General features: G+C 70.0%; 22 protein-coding genes. 12 read left to right on the top strand and 10 right to left on the bottom strand.

Features of this window, described 5'->3' with window-relative positions; genetic code table 11:
• Together ACIBO2_RS15065 and ACIBO2_RS15060 are read left to right on the top strand one after the other, a co-directional pair.
• Complete coding sequence (locus tag ACIBO2_RS15065; protein WP_358539403.1) at nt 1–213, top strand: hypothetical protein; 213 nt, start codon at nt 1–3, stop codon at nt 211–213.
• Nucleotides 214–319: 106 nt separating this feature from the next.
• Nucleotides 320–1,507 (top strand): low temperature requirement protein A, encoded by a 1,188-nt coding sequence (locus ACIBO2_RS15060; RefSeq protein ID WP_358539406.1) that lies wholly within the window; start codon nt 320–322, stop codon nt 1,505–1,507.
• Between the two features lie 20 nt (nt 1,508–1,527).
• Here the strand turns inward: ACIBO2_RS15060 and ACIBO2_RS15055 are convergent, their stop codons facing one another.
• On the bottom strand, nt 1,528–2,151 hold the full coding sequence (locus ACIBO2_RS15055) for a TetR/AcrR family transcriptional regulator C-terminal domain-containing protein (RefSeq protein WP_358539409.1): 624 nt from the start codon (nt 2,149–2,151) through the stop codon (nt 1,528–1,530).
• Between the two features lie 68 nt (nt 2,152–2,219).
• On the opposite strand from ACIBO2_RS15055, the gene ACIBO2_RS15050 reads away from it, so the two are divergent.
• On the top strand, nt 2,220–2,777 hold the full coding sequence (locus ACIBO2_RS15050) for a peroxiredoxin-like family protein (protein WP_358539412.1): 558 nt from the start codon (nt 2,220–2,222) through the stop codon (nt 2,775–2,777).
• A 53-nt stretch (nt 2,778–2,830) separates the two neighbouring features.
• Here ACIBO2_RS15050 and ACIBO2_RS15045 read toward each other — a convergent pair whose 3' ends face one another.
• Entirely contained in the window at nt 2,831–3,415 is a 585-nt protein-coding gene (locus ACIBO2_RS15045) for a class I SAM-dependent methyltransferase (RefSeq protein ID WP_358539415.1), read from the bottom strand.
• 126 nt (nt 3,416–3,541) lie between these two features.
• Nucleotides 3,542–4,480, bottom strand: a complete 939-nt coding sequence (locus ACIBO2_RS15040) for an adenosine deaminase (protein ID WP_358539418.1) — start codon at nt 4,478–4,480, stop codon at nt 3,542–3,544.
• Nucleotides 4,481–4,568: 88 nt separating this feature from the next.
• On the opposite strand from ACIBO2_RS15040, the gene ACIBO2_RS15035 reads away from it, so the two are divergent.
• Nucleotides 4,569–5,714, top strand: a complete 1,146-nt coding sequence (locus tag ACIBO2_RS15035; protein WP_358539421.1) for a helix-turn-helix domain-containing protein — start codon at nt 4,569–4,571, stop codon at nt 5,712–5,714.
• A 20-nt stretch (nt 5,715–5,734) separates the two neighbouring features.
• Here ACIBO2_RS15035 and ACIBO2_RS15030 read toward each other — a convergent pair whose 3' ends face one another.
• A complete protein-coding gene (locus tag ACIBO2_RS15030; protein ID WP_397297387.1) occupies nt 5,735–6,916 on the bottom strand; it encodes an amidohydrolase family protein in 1,182 nt (393 codons plus the stop codon).
• Between the two features lie 218 nt (nt 6,917–7,134).
• On the opposite strand from ACIBO2_RS15030, the gene ACIBO2_RS15025 reads away from it, so the two are divergent.
• The 4 genes from ACIBO2_RS15025 to ACIBO2_RS15010 are packed head-to-tail and all read left to right on the top strand — an operon-like array spanning nt 7,135 to nt 10,458.
• Nucleotides 7,135–8,178, top strand: a complete 1,044-nt coding sequence (locus tag ACIBO2_RS15025; RefSeq protein WP_358539426.1) for an ABC transporter substrate-binding protein — start codon at nt 7,135–7,137, stop codon at nt 8,176–8,178.
• The gene (locus ACIBO2_RS15020) at nt 8,175–8,927 is read left to right on the top strand and encodes an ABC transporter ATP-binding protein (RefSeq protein WP_397297384.1); all 753 of its coding nucleotides are present in this window, start codon (nt 8,175–8,177) and stop codon (nt 8,925–8,927) included. The genes ACIBO2_RS15025 and ACIBO2_RS15020 overlap by 4 nt, the downstream gene beginning before the upstream one ends.
• A complete protein-coding gene (locus ACIBO2_RS15015) occupies nt 8,924–9,682 on the top strand; it encodes an ABC transporter permease subunit (RefSeq protein WP_358539431.1) in 759 nt (252 codons plus the stop codon). The genes ACIBO2_RS15020 and ACIBO2_RS15015 overlap by 4 nt, the downstream gene beginning before the upstream one ends.
• Nucleotides 9,679–10,458, top strand: coding sequence for an ABC transporter permease subunit (locus ACIBO2_RS15010; protein WP_358539433.1), 780 nt, complete (start codon nt 9,679–9,681; stop codon nt 10,456–10,458). The genes ACIBO2_RS15015 and ACIBO2_RS15010 overlap by 4 nt, the downstream gene beginning before the upstream one ends.
• Nucleotides 10,459–10,471: 13 nt before the next feature.
• Here ACIBO2_RS15010 and ACIBO2_RS15005 read toward each other — a convergent pair whose 3' ends face one another.
• The 4 genes from ACIBO2_RS15005 to ACIBO2_RS14990 form a co-directional block, all read right to left on the bottom strand.
• Nucleotides 10,472–10,870, bottom strand: coding sequence for a hypothetical protein (locus ACIBO2_RS15005; protein ID WP_358539436.1), 399 nt, complete (start codon nt 10,868–10,870; stop codon nt 10,472–10,474).
• Nucleotides 10,871–11,065: 195 nt separating this feature from the next.
• Nucleotides 11,066–11,800, bottom strand: coding sequence for a CAP domain-containing protein (locus tag ACIBO2_RS15000; protein WP_358539438.1), 735 nt, complete (start codon nt 11,798–11,800; stop codon nt 11,066–11,068).
• A 379-nt stretch (nt 11,801–12,179) separates the two neighbouring features.
• A complete protein-coding gene (dacB, locus tag ACIBO2_RS14995) occupies nt 12,180–13,724 on the bottom strand; it encodes a D-alanyl-D-alanine carboxypeptidase/D-alanyl-D-alanine-endopeptidase (RefSeq protein WP_397297381.1) in 1,545 nt (514 codons plus the stop codon).
• A 143-nt stretch (nt 13,725–13,867) separates the two neighbouring features.
• The gene (locus ACIBO2_RS14990; RefSeq protein ID WP_397297379.1) at nt 13,868–14,416 is read right to left on the bottom strand and encodes an FHA domain-containing protein; all 549 of its coding nucleotides are present in this window, start codon (nt 14,414–14,416) and stop codon (nt 13,868–13,870) included.
• Between the two features lie 88 nt (nt 14,417–14,504).
• Here ACIBO2_RS14990 and ACIBO2_RS14985 point away from each other — a divergent pair, with 88 nt between their 5' ends.
• Genes ACIBO2_RS14985 through ACIBO2_RS14975 form a run of 3 tightly spaced genes read left to right on the top strand, consistent with a single transcriptional unit; the run spans nt 14,505 to nt 18,249 of the window.
• Complete coding sequence (locus tag ACIBO2_RS14985) at nt 14,505–15,017, top strand: PadR family transcriptional regulator (RefSeq protein WP_358539446.1); 513 nt, start codon at nt 14,505–14,507, stop codon at nt 15,015–15,017.
• Entirely contained in the window at nt 15,014–15,694 is a 681-nt protein-coding gene (locus tag ACIBO2_RS14980) for an ABC transporter ATP-binding protein (protein ID WP_357950254.1), read from the top strand. The genes ACIBO2_RS14985 and ACIBO2_RS14980 overlap by 4 nt, the downstream gene beginning before the upstream one ends.
• A complete protein-coding gene (locus tag ACIBO2_RS14975) occupies nt 15,691–18,249 on the top strand; it encodes an ABC transporter permease (RefSeq protein ID WP_397297376.1) in 2,559 nt (852 codons plus the stop codon). Before ACIBO2_RS14980 ends, ACIBO2_RS14975 begins: the two co-directional genes overlap by 4 nt.
• 60 nt (nt 18,250–18,309) lie before the next feature.
• Here the strand turns inward: ACIBO2_RS14975 and ACIBO2_RS14970 are convergent, their stop codons facing one another.
• Nucleotides 18,310–19,164: a hypothetical protein gene (locus ACIBO2_RS14970; RefSeq protein ID WP_358428958.1), complete on the bottom strand. Its 855-nt coding sequence runs from the start codon at nt 19,162–19,164 to the stop codon at nt 18,310–18,312.
• A 241-nt stretch (nt 19,165–19,405) separates the two neighbouring features.
• Here ACIBO2_RS14970 and serA point away from each other — a divergent pair, with 241 nt between their 5' ends.
• A complete protein-coding gene (gene serA / locus ACIBO2_RS14965) occupies nt 19,406–20,995 on the top strand; it encodes a phosphoglycerate dehydrogenase (protein WP_357950263.1) in 1,590 nt (529 codons plus the stop codon).
• Between the two features lie 546 nt (nt 20,996–21,541).
• Here serA and ACIBO2_RS14960 read toward each other — a convergent pair.
• Nucleotides 21,542–22,351 carry a class I SAM-dependent methyltransferase gene (locus ACIBO2_RS14960; RefSeq protein WP_397297373.1) on the bottom strand — a complete coding sequence of 270 codons (810 nt, stop codon included), beginning with the start codon at nt 22,349–22,351 and terminating at the stop codon, nt 21,542–21,544.
• Nucleotides 22,352–22,362 lie beyond the last annotated feature (11 nt).

The raw sequence follows: 22,362 nt of genomic DNA, 5'->3' as shown, positions 1-22,362 counted from the left end.
ATGCGTGTACGGACTGCAATAGCGGGCGCGGGAATCGCCGTCCTGGCGGTCGTCGGACTCGGCTTGCCCGCCCAAGCGGCCGACTGGGTGTCCTACGGGCAGTTCCCCACCAAGAAGAAGTGTGTCGACGCAGGCCAGCAGTATGTGCGTGAGAACTTCAACGCGTACAAGTGCACCGAAATACCCGGCGCCTGGGTCCTCTGGCTCAAGTAGGCCCGAGTGCCGGTCCCCTACTCGCCGGGGACCGGCACTCGTTCGCCGCCGTTTGGCAAGGCAGGCGCCTGTCAGCGAGGCAGGCGCGGGTCAATAGGGTAGGCACATGTCGCCGCTCCGGACCCGCATGGCCGCTCGCGATCTGACCGAGCCGCATCGCGTCTCGAGCCCGCTCGAGCTGCTCTTCGATCTCACCTTCGTCGCCGCGGTGTCCCAGATCGTGGGCCGGCTCGCCCACGCCACCGAGCAGGGGCACGGCCTCGAAGCGGTCGGGCCCTTCCTCATGGTCTTCTTCGCCATCTGGTGGGCGTGGATGAACTTCACCTGGTTCGCCTCCGCGTACGACACCGACGACGTCCCGTACCGCGTCATGACGCTCCTGCAGATGGCCGGCGTGCTGGTGCTCGCGGCCGGGGTGCCCGCGGCGTTCGAGGGCGACTTCACCGTCGTGACGATCGGCTACCTCGTCATGCGCGTCGGGCTCGTGAGCCTGTGGCTGCGCGCGGCGGTCGCGCACCCCGAGGGACGGGCGACGGCGCTGCGCTACGCGATCGGCATCTCGTTCGTGCAGGTGCTCTGGGTGTCCAAGCTCGCGCTGCCGGGGGGCGGGCCGGTCTGGTTGTTCATCGTGTGCGCGGTCCTCGACCTCGCGGTGCCGCCGATCGCGGAGCGTACGGGCTCGACGAGCTGGCACCCGCACCACATCGCCGAGCGCTACGGGCTGTTCACCATCATCCTGCTCGGCGAGAGCGTGCTCGCGGCGACGAACGCGGTGCAGGGCGCGGTCGCCCACGGGCTGAGCGTCGAACTCGTCGTCATCGCGATGACCGGCCTGGTCATCCTTTTCGCGCTGTGGTGGATCTACTTCTCCGAGCCGGCCGGCGACGGGCTTGAGGAGCGACGGGAACAGTCCTTCGTCTGGGGATACGGGCACTATCTGATCTTCGCGGCGCTGGCCGCGCTCGGTGCGGGTCTCGAGGTCGCGGTGGCGTCGGCAGGGGAGGGGGAGCACCACATCGCGGCGGGCGCGCGGGCCGTGGTGGCCTCGGTCGCCATTCCGGTCGTCGTCATGCTCGTCCTGCTGTGGGCGCTGCATGCACCCTTGGTGAGCAGGACCGTCGTGCGGCCGGAGTCGATCGGCGTGGCGGTGGTGCTCGTGGCGCTCACCGTGTTCGCCGCGCCCAGCGTGGGTGTGGCCGCGGGACTCACCGCCATCGCCGCGGTGCTCGTACTCCTGCTCGTGACGACACTCGCGCGCGAAGGACGCCGGTCGCTTCCCGCACCGCCGCCTTAGCGCACGTCCGCGCCGCCGCCTTAGCGCACGTCCGCGCCCCCGCCTATGCCGCGCAGCAGGAGGGCGAGCCCGCCCCGGAACTCCTCGTCCGTGGTGACGTCGTGGGCGTGCCTGGCGGTCTCGGACAGGTAGGGGAGCTCGGCCCGGTCCGCGATGACCTGGGTGCCCGCTCCGGCCAGCGGTCCGAGCTGTTCGAGCTGGATCGCCCCCACCACGTACGCGAGCAGCGAGCGCAGCGCGATCACCCGCTCGCCTCCGTCCAGCCCGGCCTCGGCGAGGATGGCGGCCAACGGCTCTGACCAGCGCAGTATGGCCACCGACCGGTGCCGATGGGTGATGATCAGCGGCACGAGCCACGGGTGGGAGCTCACCACGCCGCGCAGCCGCTCGACCATGATCTCGATCCGCTCGTACCAGGGCCGGTCCTTGTCGGGCGGCACGGTGTCGACGGTGTCGAGGACGCGGTCGATGACGAGTTGTTCGAGCTCACCGCGGTCGTCGACGTAGCGGTAGAGGCCCATGGTGCTCATGCCGATCTCCTGCGCGACCGCGCGCATCGACAGCCCGGCCAGTCCGTCGCGGTCGATGACGGCGAGGGCGGCCGTGGCCAGTTGGTCGGGAGTGAGTGAACGGGGTCGCGGCATGACAGTTGACAGCGTACGGCATACGCCTATCATCGTAAGCGTATGCCGTACGCCTATAGGAGGTTCACATGCGTGTCGTCGATGCCAGAGAGCTGAGCGCAGTGTCCGGTGAGGCGGTCGCCATCCCTGACCCGGAGCGGCTGGTCCACCTGCAATTCCGGCGGTTCGCCGGGTGTCCGGTCTGCAATCTGCACCTGCGCTCCATCGTGCGCAGGCACGACGAGATCGAGGCGGCGGGCGTCCGCGAGGTCGTGGTCTTCCACTCACCGGCAGAAGAGCTGGCCGAGCACACGCCCGATCTGCCGTTCCCGGTGATCGCCGACCCGGACAAGCTGCTGTACGTCGAGTTCGGCGTGGAGTCGGCGGCCCGCTCGTTGCTCGACCCGCGCGTGTGGGGGACGATCCTCCGCGTGGTCGCCGTGACCACGTGGCGGGTCCTGCGGGGCCGCGAACGCGCCCCGGCGGCCAAGCCGCACGGCGGCCGGTTGGGCCTGCCCGCCGACTTCCTGATCGGGCGGGACGGCCGGGTGCTCGCCGCCAAGTACGGCGAGCACGCCTACGACCAGTGGTCGGTCGACGAGATCCTCGACCAGGCGTCCCACGCGCCGAAACCCGTACAGAAGTAGCCTGGTCAAGGCGCCCCCGTCCAGCAGTAGCTCGGTCAAGGCGCCACGGCCTGCTACAGCCGCACCACCGTGAGCACCCCGTCGCCGACCTCGTGCAGCTGTACGGCGAACTGCCCGTCCGCCGTCACCAGGTCACGAAAGGCCGCCACCTGCTCCTGATGGCTGAGCGCGTTGTCCACGGCGACGACACCCCGAGGGGTGAGCACCCGCTGCAACTGCGGCCAGTAACCCACGTACGCGGGCCGTTCCGCGTCGAGCACCACCAGGTCGACCGACCCGTCCGGGCTGGCCGCCAGCACCTCCCCGCCATCCGCGTGGATCACGGTCACGTGGTCGGCCACTTCGGCCGCCGCGATGTTGGCCCGCGCCTGGGCGACCCGTGAGGCGTCGATCTCCACCGTCTCCAGATGTCCGCCGGTGTCCCGTACGGCGTCGCCGAACCAGATGGCCGAATAGCCGTTGGACGTACCGATCTCCAGCACCCGCCGGCTCCCCTGGACGCGGATCAGCAGCGCGACGAGGCCCGCCGCGCCAGGGGTCATGTTGCGCAGCCGCAGCAGCCGGTCGGCCAGGGGCGCGTCGTGGTCGCGGCCCAGCTGGTAGAGGCTGTCGAGGTAGTCGGCCAAGGATGTGTTCACCGGATGTCCTTCCGTCTCCTTCCGAACCTAGAGTCAGCCCATCCGACGCCGTCATCCGCCCCGCGGTTTTGGGTCCCCGATCGCCCGCGGGCCGAACTCAACCGGCTCCTCCGGACGCTCCACGCCTCATTGACCGGCTGACGGGACCTCGACGAACGACGCCTCGAAGGAGTTGCGGGCGATCTGGTCCAGTTGCGCGTCCGTCATGCCCAGCTCGTCGCGCAGCGCCCGGTAGTTGTCCTCGACATAGCCGCCGAAGTACGCCGGATCATCGGAGTTGACCGTCACCATCAGGCCCTCGTCCAGCATCGCGGGCAGGATGTGGTCCCGCAGCGACGGCACCGTGCGCAGCCGGACGTTCGACAGCGGGCACACCGTCAGCGGGATCCGCTCCTCCCGCAGGCGGGCGACCAGCGAGGGGTCCTCCATGGCGCGGATGCCGTGGTCCACCCGCTCCACCTTGAGCACGTCCAGGGCCTCCCACACGTAGTCGGGGCCGCCCTCCTCGCCGGCGTGCGCGACCCGGCGCAGGCCCTCCGCGGCCGCCATGTCGAACACCCGGCGGTACAGTGCCGGCGGATGACCGACCTCCGCCGAGTCCAGCCCGACGCCGATGAAGTGGTCCCGGTACGGCAGCGCGGCCCGCAGCACCTGCTCGGCCTCCTCGGCCCCCCGGTCACGCAGGAAGCACATGATCAGGGCCGCCGAGACGTCGCTGTCCTTGAGGGCGGCCGACAGCCCGCCGAACACCGCCTCCAGCGACACGCCCCTGCTCAGATGCGCCTGCGGGTCGAAGAAGATCTCGGCATGCCGTACGCCCTGCGCCCGGGCCCGCCCCAGGTAGGCGGTGGCAAGGTCGTAGAAGTCCCGGTCGGTGCGGAGGACCGCCATGTTCTCGTAGTAGATGTCCAGGAACGACTGGAGATCGGCGAAGTCGTAGCGCGCCCTGATGGCCTCCGCGTCGAAGGTCGGCAGGTCGATCCCGTTGCGCCTGGCCAGCTCGACGACGAGCTCGGGTTCGAGGGTGCCTTCGATGTGCAGATGGAGTTCGGCTTTGGGACGCATGTGATCGAGTAAACCTGACAAGACACCGGCCACGGTATCGTGCGAACCTCCGAACTCTCGCCCGATGACCTGGCATAACATCACATTCATGAGGCTGGCGGATCTGGTGGCGCGCGAAGACCTGAGTCTCGTGCCGGTGACCGGACATGACGGGCTCGGCAGGGAGGTGGGGCGAGCCTATCCGACGGATCTGCCCGACCCACGACGCTACCTGCGCCCCGGCGACCTCGTCCTGACCAGCGGGGTCTGGTACACCCAGCCGTCCGACTGCGAGACGTTCGCCGACGCGCTGTGGACGAGCGACGCCGCCGGGTTGATCGTCGGGCTGGTAGTGCTGGGGGAGCTGCCGGAAGCGCTGGTCAAGGCGTGCGAACGCCGCCGGTTGCCGCTGCTCCTGGCCGCGCCCGACCAGTCGTTCGGCGCGATCACCGAGGTGGTGATCGAGGAGGCGTTCGCGGCCGAGCGGCGCCGGGATGAGCGGGCTCGGGCGCAGACGCTGCTCGACCTCCTGGGCACGCAGCGGATCGCGCCCGGTGAGGTCTCGGCCCACCTGCGGCTGCTCGGCGCCGATCCGGGGCTGCCGACCACGGCCATGGTGGTGGCCAGGACCGGCGGGTCGGACGACGACGACGTACCCGCGATCATGTACGCGCTGGCCAGGAGAGGGCGGCAGCTGGTCGTCGGCGGACGGTCCGACGAGGGGATCGTGCTGGTCAACGGCAAGGTGTCGCGCCAGGCGCTGACCGACGAGTTGCGCGCGCTGGTGACCAACCGGCCAGGGATGCGGGTGGCGGTCGGGATCAGCGACGCGACCGCCAGCGTGTCGCAGCTGGGCGAGGCGCTGGAGTCCGCGCGGCGGGGCATGGAGTCGGCCCGCTACGGCGAGGGGCCGGTGTCGGTCATGTCGGTCGCCGACGTGGACAGCCACGAACTCCTGCTGGCCCAGCTGCCCGTGAGCGTGCGGCGCTCGTTCAGGGAGCACCTGCTCGGGCCGATCATCGAGTACGACGCGCGGCACGGCTCCGAGCTGCTGCGCACGCTCGACGTCTTCCTGGAGACGTGCGGCTCCTGGCAGCGGACGGCCGACGAGCTGTATGTGCACGTCAACACGCTGCGCTACCGCATGCAGCGGATCGAGGAGCTGACCGGGCGGCGGATGTCGTCGATGCGCGACCGTACGGACCTCTATCTGGCCCTCAGGTCAGCTCAGCCGTCCGAAGGGGACCCTGCCTGAAGGGGTCCCGTCTTGACGGGTCAGGGCAGCTCGCCCGCGACGAGACGTCCTCGTGAGACCACGGCGACGATGTTCTCCACGGCCAGGTCCGCGATCCGCTCCCACGGACGCCCGCGCAGCACGATGAAGTCCGCCCCGAGTCCGGGCTCGATCCGGCCCACCGGCACGCCGATCGAGTCGGCGGCGTCCGAGGTGGCCGCGCGCAGCGCCTCCGAGGCGGACATGCCCAGGATCTCGGTCATGTGGACCACCTCAGCGAGCTGGTCGCCGAACTGGACGTGGTGCCCGTTGGCATCGGTGCCCAGGACAAAGCGGACACCCAGCCGCGCCGCCTCGGCGAGCAGCACGTTACGCGTGGCCACGAGCTCGGCGGCCTTGGCCATCGACTCCGCGGTGACCGGGACCCGGCCTTCGGCGATGGCCTCGTTGATCAGGAGGGTCGGCGCGACGGGCGTACGGCGGGCCGCGAGCACCTCGGCGAGATCCGCGCTCAGCAGCGTGCCGTGCTCGATCGAGTCGACGCGCTCCTCGACGGCGACGCGGATGCCCTCCTCGGAGTGGGCGTGGGAGGCCACCAGCATGCCGAGCGCGTGCGCCTCGTCGACGACGGCGCTGATCTCCTCGCGCGTGTAGTTGCGCCAGCCGTTCTTGTCGCCGATCGACAGCACGCCGCCGCTGGTGGTGAGCTTGATGCCGTCCATCCCGGCGCGGGCCCAGGTACGTACCAGCTTGCGGCACTCGTCGGGTCCGTCAGCGGTGGGCTTGCGCTGCGGGATCGCCGGTGGCACGAACAGGTCGTTGTGCCCGGCGGTCATGCCGACCACGCCGTGGACCTGGACGCGCGGGCCGGGCAGCACGCCCGCGTCGAAGGCCCGGCGCAGGGCGATCTGCGCCTCGTCCCCGGCCAGGTCGCGCAGGGTCGTCACGCCGTGGCGCATGGCCCGCTGGGCGTGGGCGACACCGTGCAGCACCTGCTCGTCGCGGGTCGTGACGAGCGGCCAGGTGGCGAAGTCGGGCATCGGGCCCGTACCGGCGTAGCCGATCAGGTGCACGTGCGTGTCGACCAGGCCGGGGAGCACGCACAGGTCGTCATACCGCTGCGCGGCGGGCCGCACCTCGCCGATCCGGTCCGGTTCCCAGCTCAGCTCGACCGGGCCGCGGAATTCGGTGCCGTCCCAAAGGGGGATTCCGTCCAGTTTCATGTCAGCGAAAACGCTACCGGACGCCTTCCGCCGCTGGAGGGATCTACGGACCTCGCCGAGCGCTCTCGTAGGGACCTACAGGGTCTGAAGCGCCGGTGCTGGGCTTTTCCACATCCGGGCCCCGCACCCCATGCGATGTCCGATTTTTCGTCACACGATGGTAATAATCAGTGTATAGCTTCCTGACCTGCAGGTTCACCGCTCTTCCAAGGAGAATTATGGCTACCCTCGACCGTCGCGCGTTCCTGCGGACGACGGGAATGGCCGGACTGGCGCTCGGCCTGGCCGCCTGTGGCGACAGCGGGACGTCCGGCGCGGGCGGAAGCGGGTTCGGCGCGGTCAAGATCCAGCTCTCCTGGAAGAAGAACGTCGAGTTCGCCGGCGAGTACTTCGCCGACAGCAAGGGCTACTACAAGGCCGCCGGGTTCTCCCAGGTGGAGCTGCTGTCGGGCGGCGGCTCCGGCACCTCGGTCGAGTCGGGCCTGACCACCGGCCGCTGCTGGATCGGCCTGTCGACGCCGACGATCACCGCGCCCGCCGTGCTCCAGGGCGCCCCGCTCAAGATCGTGGGCGCGACCTTCCAGAAGAACCCCTTCGCCATCGTCTCCCTCGGCAAGAACCCGATCAAGGACCCCAAGGACCTGGCCGGTAAGAAGATCGGCGTCCAGGACTCCAACGAGCTGGTCTGGAACGCGCTGCTCAAGTCCAACGGCATCGACCCGTCGAGCGTGACACGGGTGCCGTTCCAGTCCGACCCGTCGATGCTGACCTCCGGCCAGCTCGATGGCTACGTCGGCTTCGTCACCAGCGGCCCGGTGCGGCTGAAGATGCAGGGCGTGGACGCGGCGCACATGCTGTTCGCCGACCACGGGCTGCCGCTGGTCGCCGAGACGTTCACGGTGACGCAGGAGACCATCGACAAGGAACGCGACAAGCTCAAGGCGTTCCTCACGGCGGAGATCAAGGGCTGGAAGGACGCCGTCGCGGACCCGGCCAAGGCCGCCGAACTGGCCGCGAAGACGTACGGCAAGGATCAGAACCTCGACGTCGCCGAGCAGACCGAGGAGGCCAAGATGCAGAACGAACTCGTCGTCACCCCCGACGCCAAGGCCAACGGCCTGTTCACGATGACCTCCGAGCTGATCGAGCAGAACATCGCCTCCCTCGCCAAGGCCGGGCTGACCGTCAAGGCCGAGAACCTCTTCGACCTGTCGATCCTGGACGAGATCTACAAGGCCGACGCGAGCCTCAAGCTCTCATGACCGGCATCGGCATCACGGGGCTGAGCAAGACGTTCGGCAGCGGGCTGACCGCGGTCGAGAACGTCGACCTGGAGACGCCGAAGGGCTCCTTCCTGTCCCTGCTCGGCCCCTCGGGCTGCGGCAAGTCGACCGTGCTGCGCATCCTGGCCGGGCTTGAGAAGCCCACCACCGGCGAGATCCAGGTGAACGGCGAGACCCCCGAGGAGCTCCGCAGGAGTCACCACCTCGGCATCGCCTTCCAGGACTCGGCGCTGCTGGCCTGGCGCAGCGTCGCGGCCAACATCCGGCTGCCGCTGGAGGTCGCGGGGATCAGGCCGGAGCCCGGCGTGATCGACGACCTGATCAAGCTGGTCGGGCTGCAGGGCTTCGAGAAGGCGCGGCCCGCCGAGCTGTCGGGCGGCATGCGGCAGCGCGTGTCGATCGCCCGCGCGCTTGTGGTCAAGCCCAGCGTGCTGCTGCTCGACGAGCCGTTCGGCGCGCTGGACGACATGACCCGCCAGCGGCTCAACCTGGAGCTCCTGCGCATCTGGACCGAGAAGCCCGCCACCACGCTGATGGTCACCCACGGCATCGGCGAGGCGATCTTCCTGTCGGACGTGGTGGCCGTCATGAGCCCGCGCCCTGGCCGCATCGAAGAGGTGGTCCCGATCGACCTGCCGCGCCCCCGGGTGCCCGAGATGATGCGTACACCGGAGTTCCACGCCATCCACGACCACCTCAGCGACCTGCTGTTCGGGCACGGCTCGTGAAGCGGATCCACGGGCTGCTCGGCGTCGTCGCCCTGATCGCCCTGTGGTGGCTGCTCGCCGTGACGGTCTTCGCGGACGGTGGCGCGGTCCCGACGCCGTGGGCGGTCCTGGCCGGGATGGGCCACGACGGCTGGGGCTTCTACGGCCCCAACACGACCGCCACTGTCAGCGCCGCGCTCCAGGGCTTCCTCTGGGGCAACGGCCTGGCCATCGGGGTGGCGCTGATCGTCCTGCTCGTCCCGCGCCTGGAGGCGGTGGCGACCCAGCTCGCGGTGATCAGCTACTGCATCCCGCTGCTGGCCATCGGCCCGATCGTCCTGGTCGTCTTCGGCGGTGAGGCCGCCGTGGTGTTCCTGGCCGCCGTCTCCGTCTTCTTCACCACGCTCATCGGCGCGCTGCTCGGGCTGCGCTCCGCCGACCGGACCAGCCTCGACCTCATCGCCGTGTACGGCGGCGGCCGCCTGGCCAAGCTCCGGCACGTCCAGGTCATCGCGGCGCTGCCGAGCACGTTCGCCGGGCTGAAGATCTCGGCCCCCGGCGCACTGCTCGGCGCGATCATCGGCGAATACCTCGGCAGCAACGACCAGGGCCTCGGCGTCTCCCTGATGATCTCTCAGCAGCAGTTCCAGGTCCCGCGCACGTGGGGGCTGGCGCTCGTGGCCGGTCTGGTCGCGGGCCTCGGCTACGCGATCGTCGCGCTGGTCTCCCGTGTGGTGACACCCTGGTCGTACGGCAGAGCGAGGTCCTCCTCATGATCGGCCGCATCGTGTTGCGCGTCGTCGGCCCGCTGCTTCCCTCCGTGGTCATCGTGGTGGCTCTCTGGTGGCTGTCCCTGGAGGCTTTCGGCATCAGCCCGTTGGTGGGCAAGCGTCCCCCGCAGGTCTGGGAGTACCTCTTCGGCTCGTCCCCGGCCCATCGCGACGCGGTCTTCGCCGCCTTGGGCATCACGATCAGGGACGCGGCCATCGGCTTCGTCAGCGGGATGGTCGCGGCGGTGGTCGTGGCGATGGCGTTCGTGCTGTTCAGGACCGTCGAGCAGACGTTCATGCCGGTCGCGATGCTGCTGCGCTCGGTGCCGCTCGTGGTGATGACGCCGCTGATCACGCTCGTCTTCGGCCGCGAACTCGTCGGCGTCGCGGTCATCGGCGGCATCGTGGTGTTCTTCCCCGCCCTGGTCAACGTCGCCTTCGGGCTGCGCTCCGCCTCACCGCAGGCCACCGACCTGATCATGGCGTACGGGGGCGGACGGCTGACCGTGCTGCGCAAGGTGGCCGTGCCGACGGCGATGCCCTCGGTGTTCGCCTCCATGCGGATCTCCGTGCCCGCCTCGATCATCGGCGCGCTCATCGCCGAATGGCTGGCGACCGGGCAGGGGATCGGCGCCGGGATCCTGCGGGCCATCGGCGGGTTCCGGTATGACGAGGTGTGGGCGGACATCGTGGTGGTCACCGCCGTGTCGATCCTGGCGTACGCGGCCGTGGGCGTCGTCGAGTCCCTGGTCCTGGCCCGCTTCTCGGACAACCGGGACTGACCGCTCCCGGGAGTCAGGGGCGGCGGATGGGGCAGGGGTGTGTGACGTGTCTGTTCGGGCAGCAGATCACGCTGATCGTGGCGAACCTGCCCCCGGTCAGCCACTCGCCCCACTGCACGTCCACCCCACGGGGTAGTGCGTCGGCGGCGCCGTCGAGCCGGGCCGTCAGCCCGACGCGGTCCGGGTGCGGGAACGCGCCCCTGATCTGCGCGTACTGGACGGCCAGCCACTCCACCGCTCGGCCAGGGTCGTCGAAGGTGGCGCGGATCCGGGAGGCCGGTCGGGCCAGCCAGTCGCCGGTGCGCATCGGCGGAAGGAGTGAACCGGCGAACCCGGGCGAACCCGGACGCCGCTCGTCCTCCCTTTCCCGCTCCTCGCCGCTGCCCACCCACGTGTACGCGTGCCAGTGCATGAGATCCCCACAGGTCTGTTGCCCTATACAGGCTCATTCCCCGTTAAAAGGGTGCGGGCCCGGTCGCGGTCCGCTGTGCGGGGGGAGGCGCGACCGGGCCCGCCGGATGGGAGCGCCGTGGCGTTGCGGTGGGAACCGGCGCGGTGGCGCGCCTGGTGGAGGCCCGACGCTCCCTGGCTGGGTGGGTTCTGTGGTCTAGTGGGCGGCGAAGTCCTGGGTCCAGTAGGGGCCCTTCGTGGACTGGCCGACGCCGATATGGGTGAAGGAGCAGTTCATGATGTTGGCGCGGTGTCCGGGGCTGTCGAGCCAGGCCCGTACGACCGCGGCGGCCGTCGGCTGGCCCATGGCGATGTTCTCGCCCCAGGTGCTGACCGGCGCGAAGCCGGCCGTCGATATGCGGTCACCCGGAGTCCGGCCGTCCTTGGAGTCGTGGTCGAAGTAGTCGCGGGCGGCCATGTCGGCGGAGTGCCGCTCGGCCGCCGCGTGGAGCTTGGGATCGTGGGTGAGCGGGCGGCAGCCCTTCTTGGCCCGCGCCTGGTTGGTAAGGCTGACGACCTGGTCCTCGGTGGCCGAGGCGGCGCCGGTCTTCGCCGGTGTCCGGGCGTCGCAGGACAGGGCCACGGGCCGTGACCGGCTCGGCTTGCCCTGGTAGTCCATGGCCAGGACGTAGTAGCGCCCGGGAGCCGCGCAGCCGGCGCGGACGCTGATCCGGCCGTTCAGCACGAGCTTGGCGCCGCTCTTCAGCGTACGGTCGGGACGACCGACCATGTCCCGGACGATCCGGACTCTGAGCGTGGCCTTGGTGTCGCAGCCGATCCTGCTCGCCGAGCCGACGATCACGCCCTTGGACAGGGACGGCTTGGCGGCCACGACCCGGCACGGGGCCTTCGTGGTGGTCGCCGCCTGGGCGGCGGGCGTGGGGATGCTCAACGCGGCCAGACTTCCGAGGCAAACGAGTGCCTGGAGTTGCCTGCGCATCCTGTCCCTCCGCTGCTGCTAGATACGGCGTCGATCCCGCATTCTGGTGTGCCCGCAACGGCCATGTCCCGAAAAACACCTCTATATCTGGAGCACCAGGTGACCTAATCGTAACGATTGCCCCATCGACCTCGGTAAACCTTCTCTGTCACCTGCGCGTCTTGTGCGAAAAAAATAGGGCCGTGCGGTGAAATGCCGCACGGCCAGGGGTGGAAGTCGGGGGGCGGATGCCTGGGAGTCGAGGCGCGAGGCGTCAGCTCCCAGGCAGGACGGGAGACGTCAGGTCCCAGGCGGGACAGGAAGTGTCAGCTTCCCGCCGGAGCGGAAGGCGTCAGCAGGCGGCGGGCTTGAGCCAGGAGCACTCGAGGTCGCCGGTCGCGCTGTCATCCGCCGCGCGGAGCTGCGACACGGCGTCCACCGGCGCGGTCCGCGAGAACTGGGCGAGCCGGATGGCGATCTTGTCCTCGATGTCCTTCGGCGAGCCCGACAGGTACTGGTTGAGCATGATGGAGAACACCAGCGGCTCGCCCTCGGCGCTGTTCACGTAGCCCGACAGCGACGTGACGCCGGTCAGCGACCCGGTCTTGGCGTGCACGTTGTTGGCGGCGGCGGTGTTGCGCATCCGGCTGCGCAGCGTGCCACCGGTGAACCGGTCGGCGTTGCCCGCGATGGGCAGCGCGTCGTACCAGGTCTTGAACCACGGCTTGGCGCGTACGGCGCCGAGCAGCTGGACGATCGAGCCCGGGGCGAAGCCGTCACGGCGCGAGAGGCCGGAGCCGTCCCGCATGTTGAGCACCTGCACGCCGTTGGCCTTGGCGAAGTCGGTGCTCACCTTGAGCCCGGCCGCCCAGGTGCCCTGGCCGGAGACCTTGCGGCCCATCGCCTTGGTCAGGATCTCGGCGTGGATGTTGTTGCTCAGCTTGAGGAAGGGCACCAGCAGCTCGCTCAGCGGCATCGACTGATGCTCGGCCAGCGTGGTCGCGCCGGACGGGGCCGCACCGGTGACGGTCGGGCCCGCCACGCGGACGCCGTGCTTGGCCAGCGACTTGCGGAACAGCGACGCCACATAGCGGGTGGGGTCGTCCACGGCCACCCACTCCTGGTACGGGTCGGCCACGGTGCCGGTGATGACCACGGTGTTCGTGGAGTGCTGCCGTTCGATGAGCACGTCGGTCGTGGTGCCCACGGTGGCCTTGTTGACGATCTTCAGGTAGTCGGTCTCGGGCGTCGTCGACACCTTGACCTCGTTGCCGGCCGCCGCCACGGAGACGATCACCGAACCGGCGTCGTAGTCCCGGTCCGGGGAGGCGGTCAGCGCGGAGATCTGCGCCGCGTAGTAGGCCGTCTCGTCGTCCCAGGTCCAGTCGTTGCCGAGCCGTACGGAGTCGAACCACGTGTCGTCGGCGACCATCTTGCCCGCGACCAGCTTGACGCCCGAGGCGGCGACCTTGGCGGCCAGCGCGTCGTAGTCCTCGGCCAGCATCGTCGGGTCGCCGGTGCCGCGCAGGATCAGGTCGCCGGTCAGCACGGAGCCGAGCTTGCGCCCGCCGCTCAGCACGGTGGTGGGGAAGCGGTAGTCCAGGCCGAGCGTGTCGACGGCGGCGGCGGAGGTGAACAGCTTGGTGTTGGAGGCCGGGATCATCAGCTTGCCGGCGTCCGTGGCGTACAGCTCGTCGCCGTTGGCCGCGCTCTTGACGACCACGCCGGCCCGCCCGACCGTGAGCCGCGAGTCGGCGAGTATCTGGTTGATGTCCTGGGTCAGGTCCGCGACGCCCGCCGTGGGTTCGAGCGCGACGGCGGGGGAGGAGGGGCTGGACGCCCAGGCGAGGGCCGCGACGAGCGCGCCCGCGACGAGGGATGCTGAAGTACGCCGCATGGGGTCTCCAATGAGGACTGGGGGTCTCGCTTGGGATCATGCGGCAGCGCACGCAGCCTGTAATCCGCAAATATCCGTATTTCTTGGGTCGGTCGTACGGCGGGCATGCCGTCACGACGGCGGGCCCGTACCCAGGAAAGTACTCAGGAGAGCTGGCCGGCGCTCACCATGAAGCCGCAGTCGCCGAAAGAGACCTCGTCGCCCGACTTGATCTTGGCGGGTCCCACCAGCCGCCAGCCGTTCAGCCGCGTGCCGTTGAGCGAGCCCAGGTCGACCAGCATCCATCCGCCGTCGTCCTCGCGCCGCAGCTCGGCGTGCACCCGCGAGACCGTCAGATCGGACAGCACCAGGTCGCAGGCCGACCCGCGACCGACCACGTAGCGGATGCGGTGGTCGTCGGGCAGGGCCAGCCTGGGCAGGCGCGGCCGGCGCCAGGCCGCCTGGAGGCGGGTGGTGAAGTCGGAGACGTTCGACACCGCGTCGGTCACTCGCTGGCGGAACGTCCGGCGGCGGGGCAGATCGGCGACCAGTTCGTCGAGCTCGTGGCGGTTGCGCGCCCGCAGGGCCTGATCCACCCGGCCGACGAAGGTGTCGTGGGAGATCCGGCCTTCGACGGCGCGGTCGCGGAGCTCGTCGATCGCGCGATCGCGTTCCCCGTCGGACGCGCGGAACGGTGGATGCGTCGAGCTCATGCCCCGAGTATCGGCCTGAACGGCGTTCCCTGTCCAGAATATGCGAATCAGTTGCGTTGAGCATACTCAGTATGCATACTCAGTATCCATGTCGATCAGACACGGACTGCTCGCGTTGCTGAGCAGGGGGCCGCGTTACGGCTACCAGCTCCGGGTGGAATTCGAGGCGTCGACAGGGGCGACCTGGCCGCTCAATATCGGCCAGGTCTACACGACGCTCGCCCGGATGGAACGTGACGGCCTCGTCGAGCCCGGGGGGGCCGACGAACAGGGGAGGGCCGTCTACACGGTCACCGAGGCCGGTCGGGCCGAACTGGAGCGATGGTTCAGCACCCCCGTCGACCAGACCGACCGGCCTCGGGACGAACTGGTCATCAAACTCGCCATGGCCGTCGCCGCAGGGGACGTCGACGTGTCAGCGGTGATTCTGGCCCAGCGCACCGCCACCATGCGCGCGCTGCAGGAGCTGACCAAGGCGAAACGGGCGAACACCGAAGGGCTCGCGCAGCGGCTCGTCCTCGATTCATTGATCTTTCAGGCCGAGGCGGAACAGCGCTGGCTGGACCACTGCGAGGCCGTACTCAAGGAGAAGAACACATGACTGTGCTGAGACTGGACGAGGTGACGCGCGTGCACGGTCAGGTGCACGCGCTCAAAGGGGTGAGCCTCGAGGTCTCCAGCGGCGAGCTGGTCGCCGTCATGGGCCCATCGGGCTCTGGCAAGTCGACCCTGCTCAACTTAGCGGGCGGCCTCGACCGGCCGACCTCGGGCAGCGTGACGATCGAGGGCACGGACCTGGCCGGCGTGACGGACCTGGCGGCGCTGCGGCGCGGCAGCGTCGGGTACGTCTTCCAGGACCTGAACCTGATCCCGTCACTCACGGCCGCCGAGAACGTGATGCTGCCGAGGGAGCTCGACGGCGTCCGCTCGCGGCAGGCCCGCGAGGAGGCGCTGGCCGTACTGGCCTCGGTGGGGGTGGACCATGTCGCCGACCGCTTCCCCGGGGAGCTGTCCGGCGGGCAGCGGCAGCGTGTGGCGATCGCCAGGGCGCTGGTCGGTGAGCGGCGCCTGGTGCTGGCCGACGAGCCCACGGGGGCGCTCGACACGGCGAGCGGCGACGAGATCCTGCGGCTGCTGCGCGAGCGCTGCGACGAGGGCGCGGCGGTGCTGCTGGTCACCCACGAGCCCCGCTACGCCGGGTGGGCCGACCGCGTGGTGTTCCTGCGCGACGGGGAGATCGCCGACTCGACGGCCGTACCTCTGGAGAGCGCCCGATGAGCGCGTTCACCGCCGCGCTGCGGATCTCCCGCAGGGACGCGCTGCGGTTCAAGGGCCGGACCGCGCTGATCATGGTGATGATCGGCCTGCCGGTGCTGCTCATCACCGGCGTGCTCACGGGGTACGCCACGCTCCACGTGGACATGCGGGAGGGACTGACCGCCGAGCTGGGCAGCGCGGACGCGCGGATCGCCACCTCGTCGGCGGGGCAGAGCCGGATCGAGCAGGACGTCTCGGGCAAGAGCTGGTCTAGCGACGGAGAGCCGCCCAAGTCTCCGCCGTGGACGACCGCAAGGGTGGCCGCGCTGGTCGACGGCCGGCTCATCCCGTACGACAAAGGCACCGTGGTGTTCGTGGGCAAGGATGGCTATCAGTGGGGGGACGCCAGTGAGGTGGACCTGCGGGACCCGATGACGCGGGGGATGCGGCGCCTGACGGAGGGCAGGCTCCCGGCCGCTTCCGGCGAGGTCGTGGTGACACCCGCGGTCGTGGAGCAGGGAGTCAAGGTCGGCGACACCGTCAATGTGATCCGGGCGAACAAGCGGGTGCGCGTGGTCGGCGTGATCGAGTTTCCGAACTGGCCGGGTGTGCGGGAGTTCGTCGGACTCCAAGGTGCGCTCCTGGCGGACAAGAACAACGGCAACGGCACCGGCTGGCTCGCCGACACCGCCACGCCGTTCGGCTGGTCGCGGGTGGAGGCGCTGAACGCCCAAGGGCTGCTGGTCCAGTCGAGAGCCGTCATCGAGGATCCGCCCGCCGATGCCCCCCAAGGTGCCCTGGACAGAGACCAGCTGATCGCGATCGCGCTCGCCGTCGTCTTCATCGTCATGGAGACGGTCCTGCTGGCCGGACCCGCGTTCGCCGTGGGACTGCGGCGCCGCCGGCGGGAACTGGCCGTGATCGCGGCACAGGGCGGTTCGGGGGCGCACCTGCGGGCCATCGTGCTCGCCGACGGGCTGGTGCTCGGCGGCGCGGCGGCGCTGGCCGGGACGGTCATCGGCGTCGGAGGCGCCTTGGCGACGGTGCCGTTGGCCGAGGGGCTGCTCGGTTCGCTCGGCCCGCGTGAGGTGCCGTGGGCGAGTGTCGCGGGCGTAGCCGCGCTGGGCGTGGTGAGCGGGCTGATCGCCGCTCTGGTGCCCGCCTTTCAGGCCGCGCGGCAGAGCCCTGCCCAGGTGCTGGCGGGCCGTGAAGGCGAGCTCCGCGACCGTGCGGGTCGTCCGGTGCTCGGTCTGCTGCTGGTGGTGGCCGGACTGGTCCTCCTCTGGCTGGCCCTGGTCAGGCTGAGTACGCGCGGCCAGGAGTTGCCGCTCGTCGCGGCCTTGGGGCTGGTCGTGCTGGGGCTGGTCGCGTTGATGCCGTGGCTGGTGCGCCGGACGAGCCGGTTCGCCGCCCGGCTGCCGCTCCCGCTGCGCCTGTCGGTCCGCGACGCCTCGCGCCACCGGTCCCGTACGGCCTCCGCGATGGCCGCCGTCATGGCGGCCACCACGGCGGCGGTCGCGTTCGGCACCGGGCTCGCCAGCTCCGACGCGGCCTACGACGCCGCCTACCATCCCTACGCCCCGACGGGCAGCATCAAGATCGAAGCCGTCAAGCTGGACGACAGCGGCTGGGCCAGGGTGCGGGCGGCGGTCGAGCGCGAGCTGCCGAAGATCCAGCTGCTTCCGGCCCTGAGTCCGGTGGACTCCCAGGGCCGTCGGGCGTGGATCGACCTCGACCGGCGCTGCGATGGGCGGTGCGGGGAGTCCTCTTACGGAGGTGAGCTTCCGGTCGGTGACGCGCGATTGCTCGCCTTCATCCAGGGACGTCGGGACCCGCAGGCCGCCGCGGCCCTGGCCGCGGGCAAGATCGTGGTGTTCGATCCGGCGCTGATCAAGGACGGCCTGGCCACCCTGAAGTCCTACGGGGAGGATGGCAAGATCGGCCGCAAGCAGGTTCCCGCCGTGCTGGCGAGCGCCGCCGATCCGCGAGTCAGTGGCGGGGTCGTTCCACCGGCGGTCCTGCGGACCATCGGAGCGCAGGTGAAGGAGCGGCGGCTGTACGCCATGTACCAGCCGACGGATCAGGCCCGCTTGAGACAGTACCTCTCGGTGGTCGGGAACGAGGCCGACCTCTACGTCGAGAGTCCCAGGGAAGGCTCGTTCACGCAGGTGTTCTGGATCCTGCTGGGCGCCGCCATGGGGCTGGTGCTCGGCGGCACGTTCGCGGCCACCGGGCTCGCCGCGGCCGACATGCGCCACGACCTGAACACCATGTCGGCGGTCGGCGCGCCGCCGCGCGTCCGGCGGCTGGTGGTGGCTGGTCAGGCGGGTTACATAGCCGGGCTGGGCGCGCTGGTCGGCGTCGTGGCCGGGGTCGTGGGTGGAATCGCGCTGTCGTGGCCGATGAGCCGCCACAACGGGGTCCAGGGGGCGAGTTGGTTCACTCCCGGGCCCACGACGATCTCCATCCCCTGGCTGTTCCTCCTCGCGTTCGTGGTGGGACTGCCGCTGCTGGCGGCGCTGGTGGCCTGGGCGTTCGCCGGGACGCGGCTGGAGCTGGCTCGCCGCCTGACGTAAGGCGTACGCGCGTGCTCGTGACCGCGGTCCGCTCGATGCGGGCCCCGGTCACGAGCACGGTTAGTCGATCACGTCGGCGCAGACCACGTGCGCGCCGATCTCGATCATCCGGCGTTCGCTGCGCGAGTCCGCCACCCGGGCCATCAGGATGGGCGCCCCGCTCGCCGCGAACTGCGGCAACCGGGCGCGGGCCCCTCGGTGCAGGTCGCGGACCACGTCCTCGGCGGCCGACATGTGCACCTTCACGTGCAGCATGATCCCCGGCGCCCCCGAGGCGGTGCGCGCCTCGGAGATCCAGACGTGGTGCACGAGCGGGTAGTCCATGAGCAGGTTCCCGATGGCCCGCCGCAGGGCGGGCAGGATCGGGTGCGTGCACCGCCGGTAACCGGGGTCGACCTGCTGCATGGGCCCCGACAGGTGCGGTCGCGGCGCCGGTATCCACGGCAGCGCGGGCGCGTCCGGCGAGGGCGGCGCCACCTGGGCGAGCGCGGCTCCCCGTGACACCGTGGCCATCGCGCCCGTCGCGTACGCGGCGGGGACGGCGCCCGACAGCACTGGATGAGGCCCCGATCGCGTGGAAGCGAGGAAGCGCTGGAGGTCGTCGATGGGCACGGCCGCCGCTGCGGGCCCCGCCGCGTCGATCACGATCTCCCGCACACCCGTGACGCGCTGGATGTCGAGGATCGTGTCCGGATCGCAGGCGGAGAGGGAGTGACTGCCGCGGTGCCGGGCGTACGTAGCCGCGCCCGTGTATCCGAGCAGCACTCTGTCGCCGGCCTGGGTCGTACCCAGGACGACTGATCGGTCTGGTCGCACTGCCACCAGAACCCCACCATCAGCGAGCGCCGCCAGCAGGCGATGTGGATTGCCATGCTGGGCGAGCACGTCGGCAAGCGCAGGATTCCCGATGCTCATATGACGAACCATAGGTAGTCGGTCACGGCTTATCAGGCTAATAGCCAAGAAATCCCCCGATCAAGACAAAGATGGGAGCAGTCTGGATGAGTTTGCGGGACACGGGGTATGGCGCCAGCCGTCTCAGATCCTGGGTCACTCGTGAACACATTCACAAGCGCGGATAGACTCGGAGGCGATCCGAGGGTCCCGGAGACGTGTCCCTCAATGCCCGCCCAGCTGCCCCTAAGGATCCACTTCCATGAGCAAGCCCGTCGTACTGGTCGCAGAGGAGCTGTCCGAGGCAGGCCTCGCCGTACTCGCCAACGATTTCGAGGTCCGCCACACCGACGGCGCCGACCGCTCGCAGCTGCTGCCCGCGCTCGCCGACGTGGACGCGCTCATCGTCCGCTCCGCCACGCAGGTCGACGCCGAGGCCATCGCCGCGGCGCCGAAGCTGCGTGTGGTCGCACGGGCCGGCGTCGGGCTCGACAACGTCGACGTCGAGGCGGCCACCAAGGCCGGTGTGATGGTGGTCAACGCCCCGACCTCCAACATCACCAGCGCCGCCGAGCAGACCGTCGCGCTCATCCTGGCCAGCGCCCGCAACACGGCCCAGGCGCACGCCGCGCTGAAGAACGGCGAGTGGAAGCGGTCCAAGTACACCGGTGTCGAGCTCGACGAGAAGGTCGTCGGCATCCTCGGCCTGGGCAAGATCGGTCAGCTCGTGGCCCAGCGCCTGCAGCCGTTCGGCGTCGAGCTGATCGCCTACGACCCCTACCTGCCGCCGGCCCGCGCCGACCAGATGGGCGTCAAGCTGGTCAGCCTCGAAGAGGTCATCAAGCAGGCCGACTTCATCACCGTGCACCTGCCCAAGTCCAAGGAGACGCTCGGGCTGATCGGTGACAAGGAGCTGCACGAGGTCAAGCCGTCGGTGCGGATCGTCAACGTGGCCCGCGGCGGCATCGTCGACGAGGCCGCGCTCTACTCGGCGATCAAGGAGGGCCGTGTCGCCGGGGCGGGCATCGACGTGTTCTCCAAGGAGCCCTGCACCGACAGCCCGCTGTTCGAGCTCGACCAGGTCGTTGTCACGCCGCACCTGGGCGCCTCCACGCACGAGGCCCAGGAGAAGGCCGGCACCCAGGTCGCGCGGAGTGTCAAGCTCGCCCTCGCCGGCGAGTTCGTGCCCGACGCGGTCAACGTCCAGGGCGGCGCGGTCGCCGAGGACGTCAAGCCGGGCCTGCCGCTGGCCGAGAAGCTGGGCCGCGTCTTCACCGCGCTGGCGGGCGAGGTCGCCACGAAGCTCGACGTCGAGGTGCGCGGCGAGATCGCCTCGCAGGACGTCCGGGTGATCGAGCTGGCCGCGCTCAAGGGCATCTTCGCCGACGTGGTCGAGGACTCGGTCACGTACGTGAACGCGCCGCTCCTCGCCAAGGACCGCGGGATCTCCGTCAATCTGGTGACCAGCTCCGACAGCCCCGACTGGCGCAACGTGGTCACCGTGCGCGGCGTGCTCGCCGACGGCCGCCGCGTCTCGGTCTCGGGCACGCTGTCGGGCCCGCGCCAGATCACGAAGATCGTCGAGGTCAACGGCTACGAGATGGAGATCGAGCCGACCGCGCACCTGTCGTTCTTCACCTACACCGACCGGCCCGGCATCGTCGGCGTCGTCGGCCGCCTGCTCGGTGAGCACGGCGTCAACATCGCCTCGATGCAGGTGGCCCGTGACGCCAAGGGTGGCAAGGCGCTGATCGCGCTGACGGTCGACTCCGCCATCCCGGCCGACGTGGTCGAGCAGATCGGCACCGAGATCGGCGCCGAGAGCGGCCGCTCGGTTGACCTGGAGGACTGACCCCTTCTTCAGAGCGTTCCAGGATCAACGGCTGTCGCGTCCGCGGCAGCCGTTTTTCTGTCTCAGGATGCGAGATAGTAGGACGTCCAACGAGACAGCCAAACTACCGCCAGGTATTCTTTCGGATGATGCGCCAGGTTCTCGTACTTATTACCTGCCGCGGCGGGGCCTGTTAGGGCAGGTCGACGACCCGCCGTGGTGTGCGGCGTTGCGTCGACCGGTAAGCCCCATCGTCCGGTCCGCGATCCGGACCCCACGAGCTCAGGCCCGGTCGGATTCGTGACCGGAGTCCGACCGCACAGCACACGACGCCCCGCGAAATGAGATGAGACACACATGTACGAGATGTATGCCTGGAACTCCACCGACGAGACCGCTGACGAGGCGACCGAGGCCCTGCAGACCGCCCTGGACCGCAGGGACAACGGCGGCGCCCCGCAGAACACCGGCCGCTAACTCGCCAATTCCGGCCGGAAGCCCGCAGAACTCCGGCCGGTTGCTCTCAGAAGTCCGGCCGGAAGCCCTCACCACTCTGGCCGGTTGCCCTCAGAACTCCAGCCGGTAGAAGGCCGCCATCCTCCTGAATCCGGGCACGACCTTGGCGAGCCCGACCGAGATCCGGTGCGACGCCGACAGGCTGCCGTAGCCGGGCAGGTCGAAGGCGCTCATCGCGGTGACCAGGCGTAGCTTCGGACTGATCGACAGCAGGTCGGCCGGGCCGTCCATGCCCCAGTGCATCGTGGCCTCGGCCTTCCTGACCGGTTTGTTGAGCTTCTGCAGACGCAGCCCGAAGGGGCTGAGCGCGTCGAAGACGAACTGGCCGCTGGGAAACCGGTCGACGATCGCCCTGACCAGCGCGCGGCCCTCCGCCGGGTCGAGGTAGTAGAACAGGCCCTCGGCGATGACCAGCACCGGCTTGCCCGCGGGCACCTGGTCCAGCCAGCCGAGGTCGGTGACCGAGGTGCCGATCGTCCGATGCTCCTCCGGATACAGCCGTCGCCGTAGGTCGATGACGTCTGGATAGTCCACGTCGTACCAGTCGATGCTCGGCGGCGGGTCCAGGCGGTGGGCCCGCGTGTCGAGACCGCAGCCCAGATGCAGCACGGTCGCCTCGGCGTGCCGGGCGAGGAACTCCCTGGCCCAGCCGTCCAGAAAGCGGGCCCGGATCGCGACCGAGCCGGCCATGCGCTGGTCCATGCCGGTGTCGCTGAAGTCGTGGTCGATGCGCTCGACGGTCGCGGCCGCCAGGCGGTCGTCGAGTATGGGACGCGGTGAGCGGGCGTCCAGTGCCCTGCCGTACAGGGTGGCGAGGAGCGTGGCCTTCTCGGCGGTCAGCCGCACCTTTTCAGGAGCCATGCCGTCGAAGC

This window comes from Nonomuraea sp. NPDC050022, from assembly GCF_044460705.1.
Classification (GTDB): Bacteria; Actinomycetota; Actinomycetes; order Streptosporangiales; family Streptosporangiaceae; genus Nonomuraea.
Note: the sequence above shows the minus strand (reverse complement) of the source record. Positions and strands in the feature narration are given on the sequence as shown.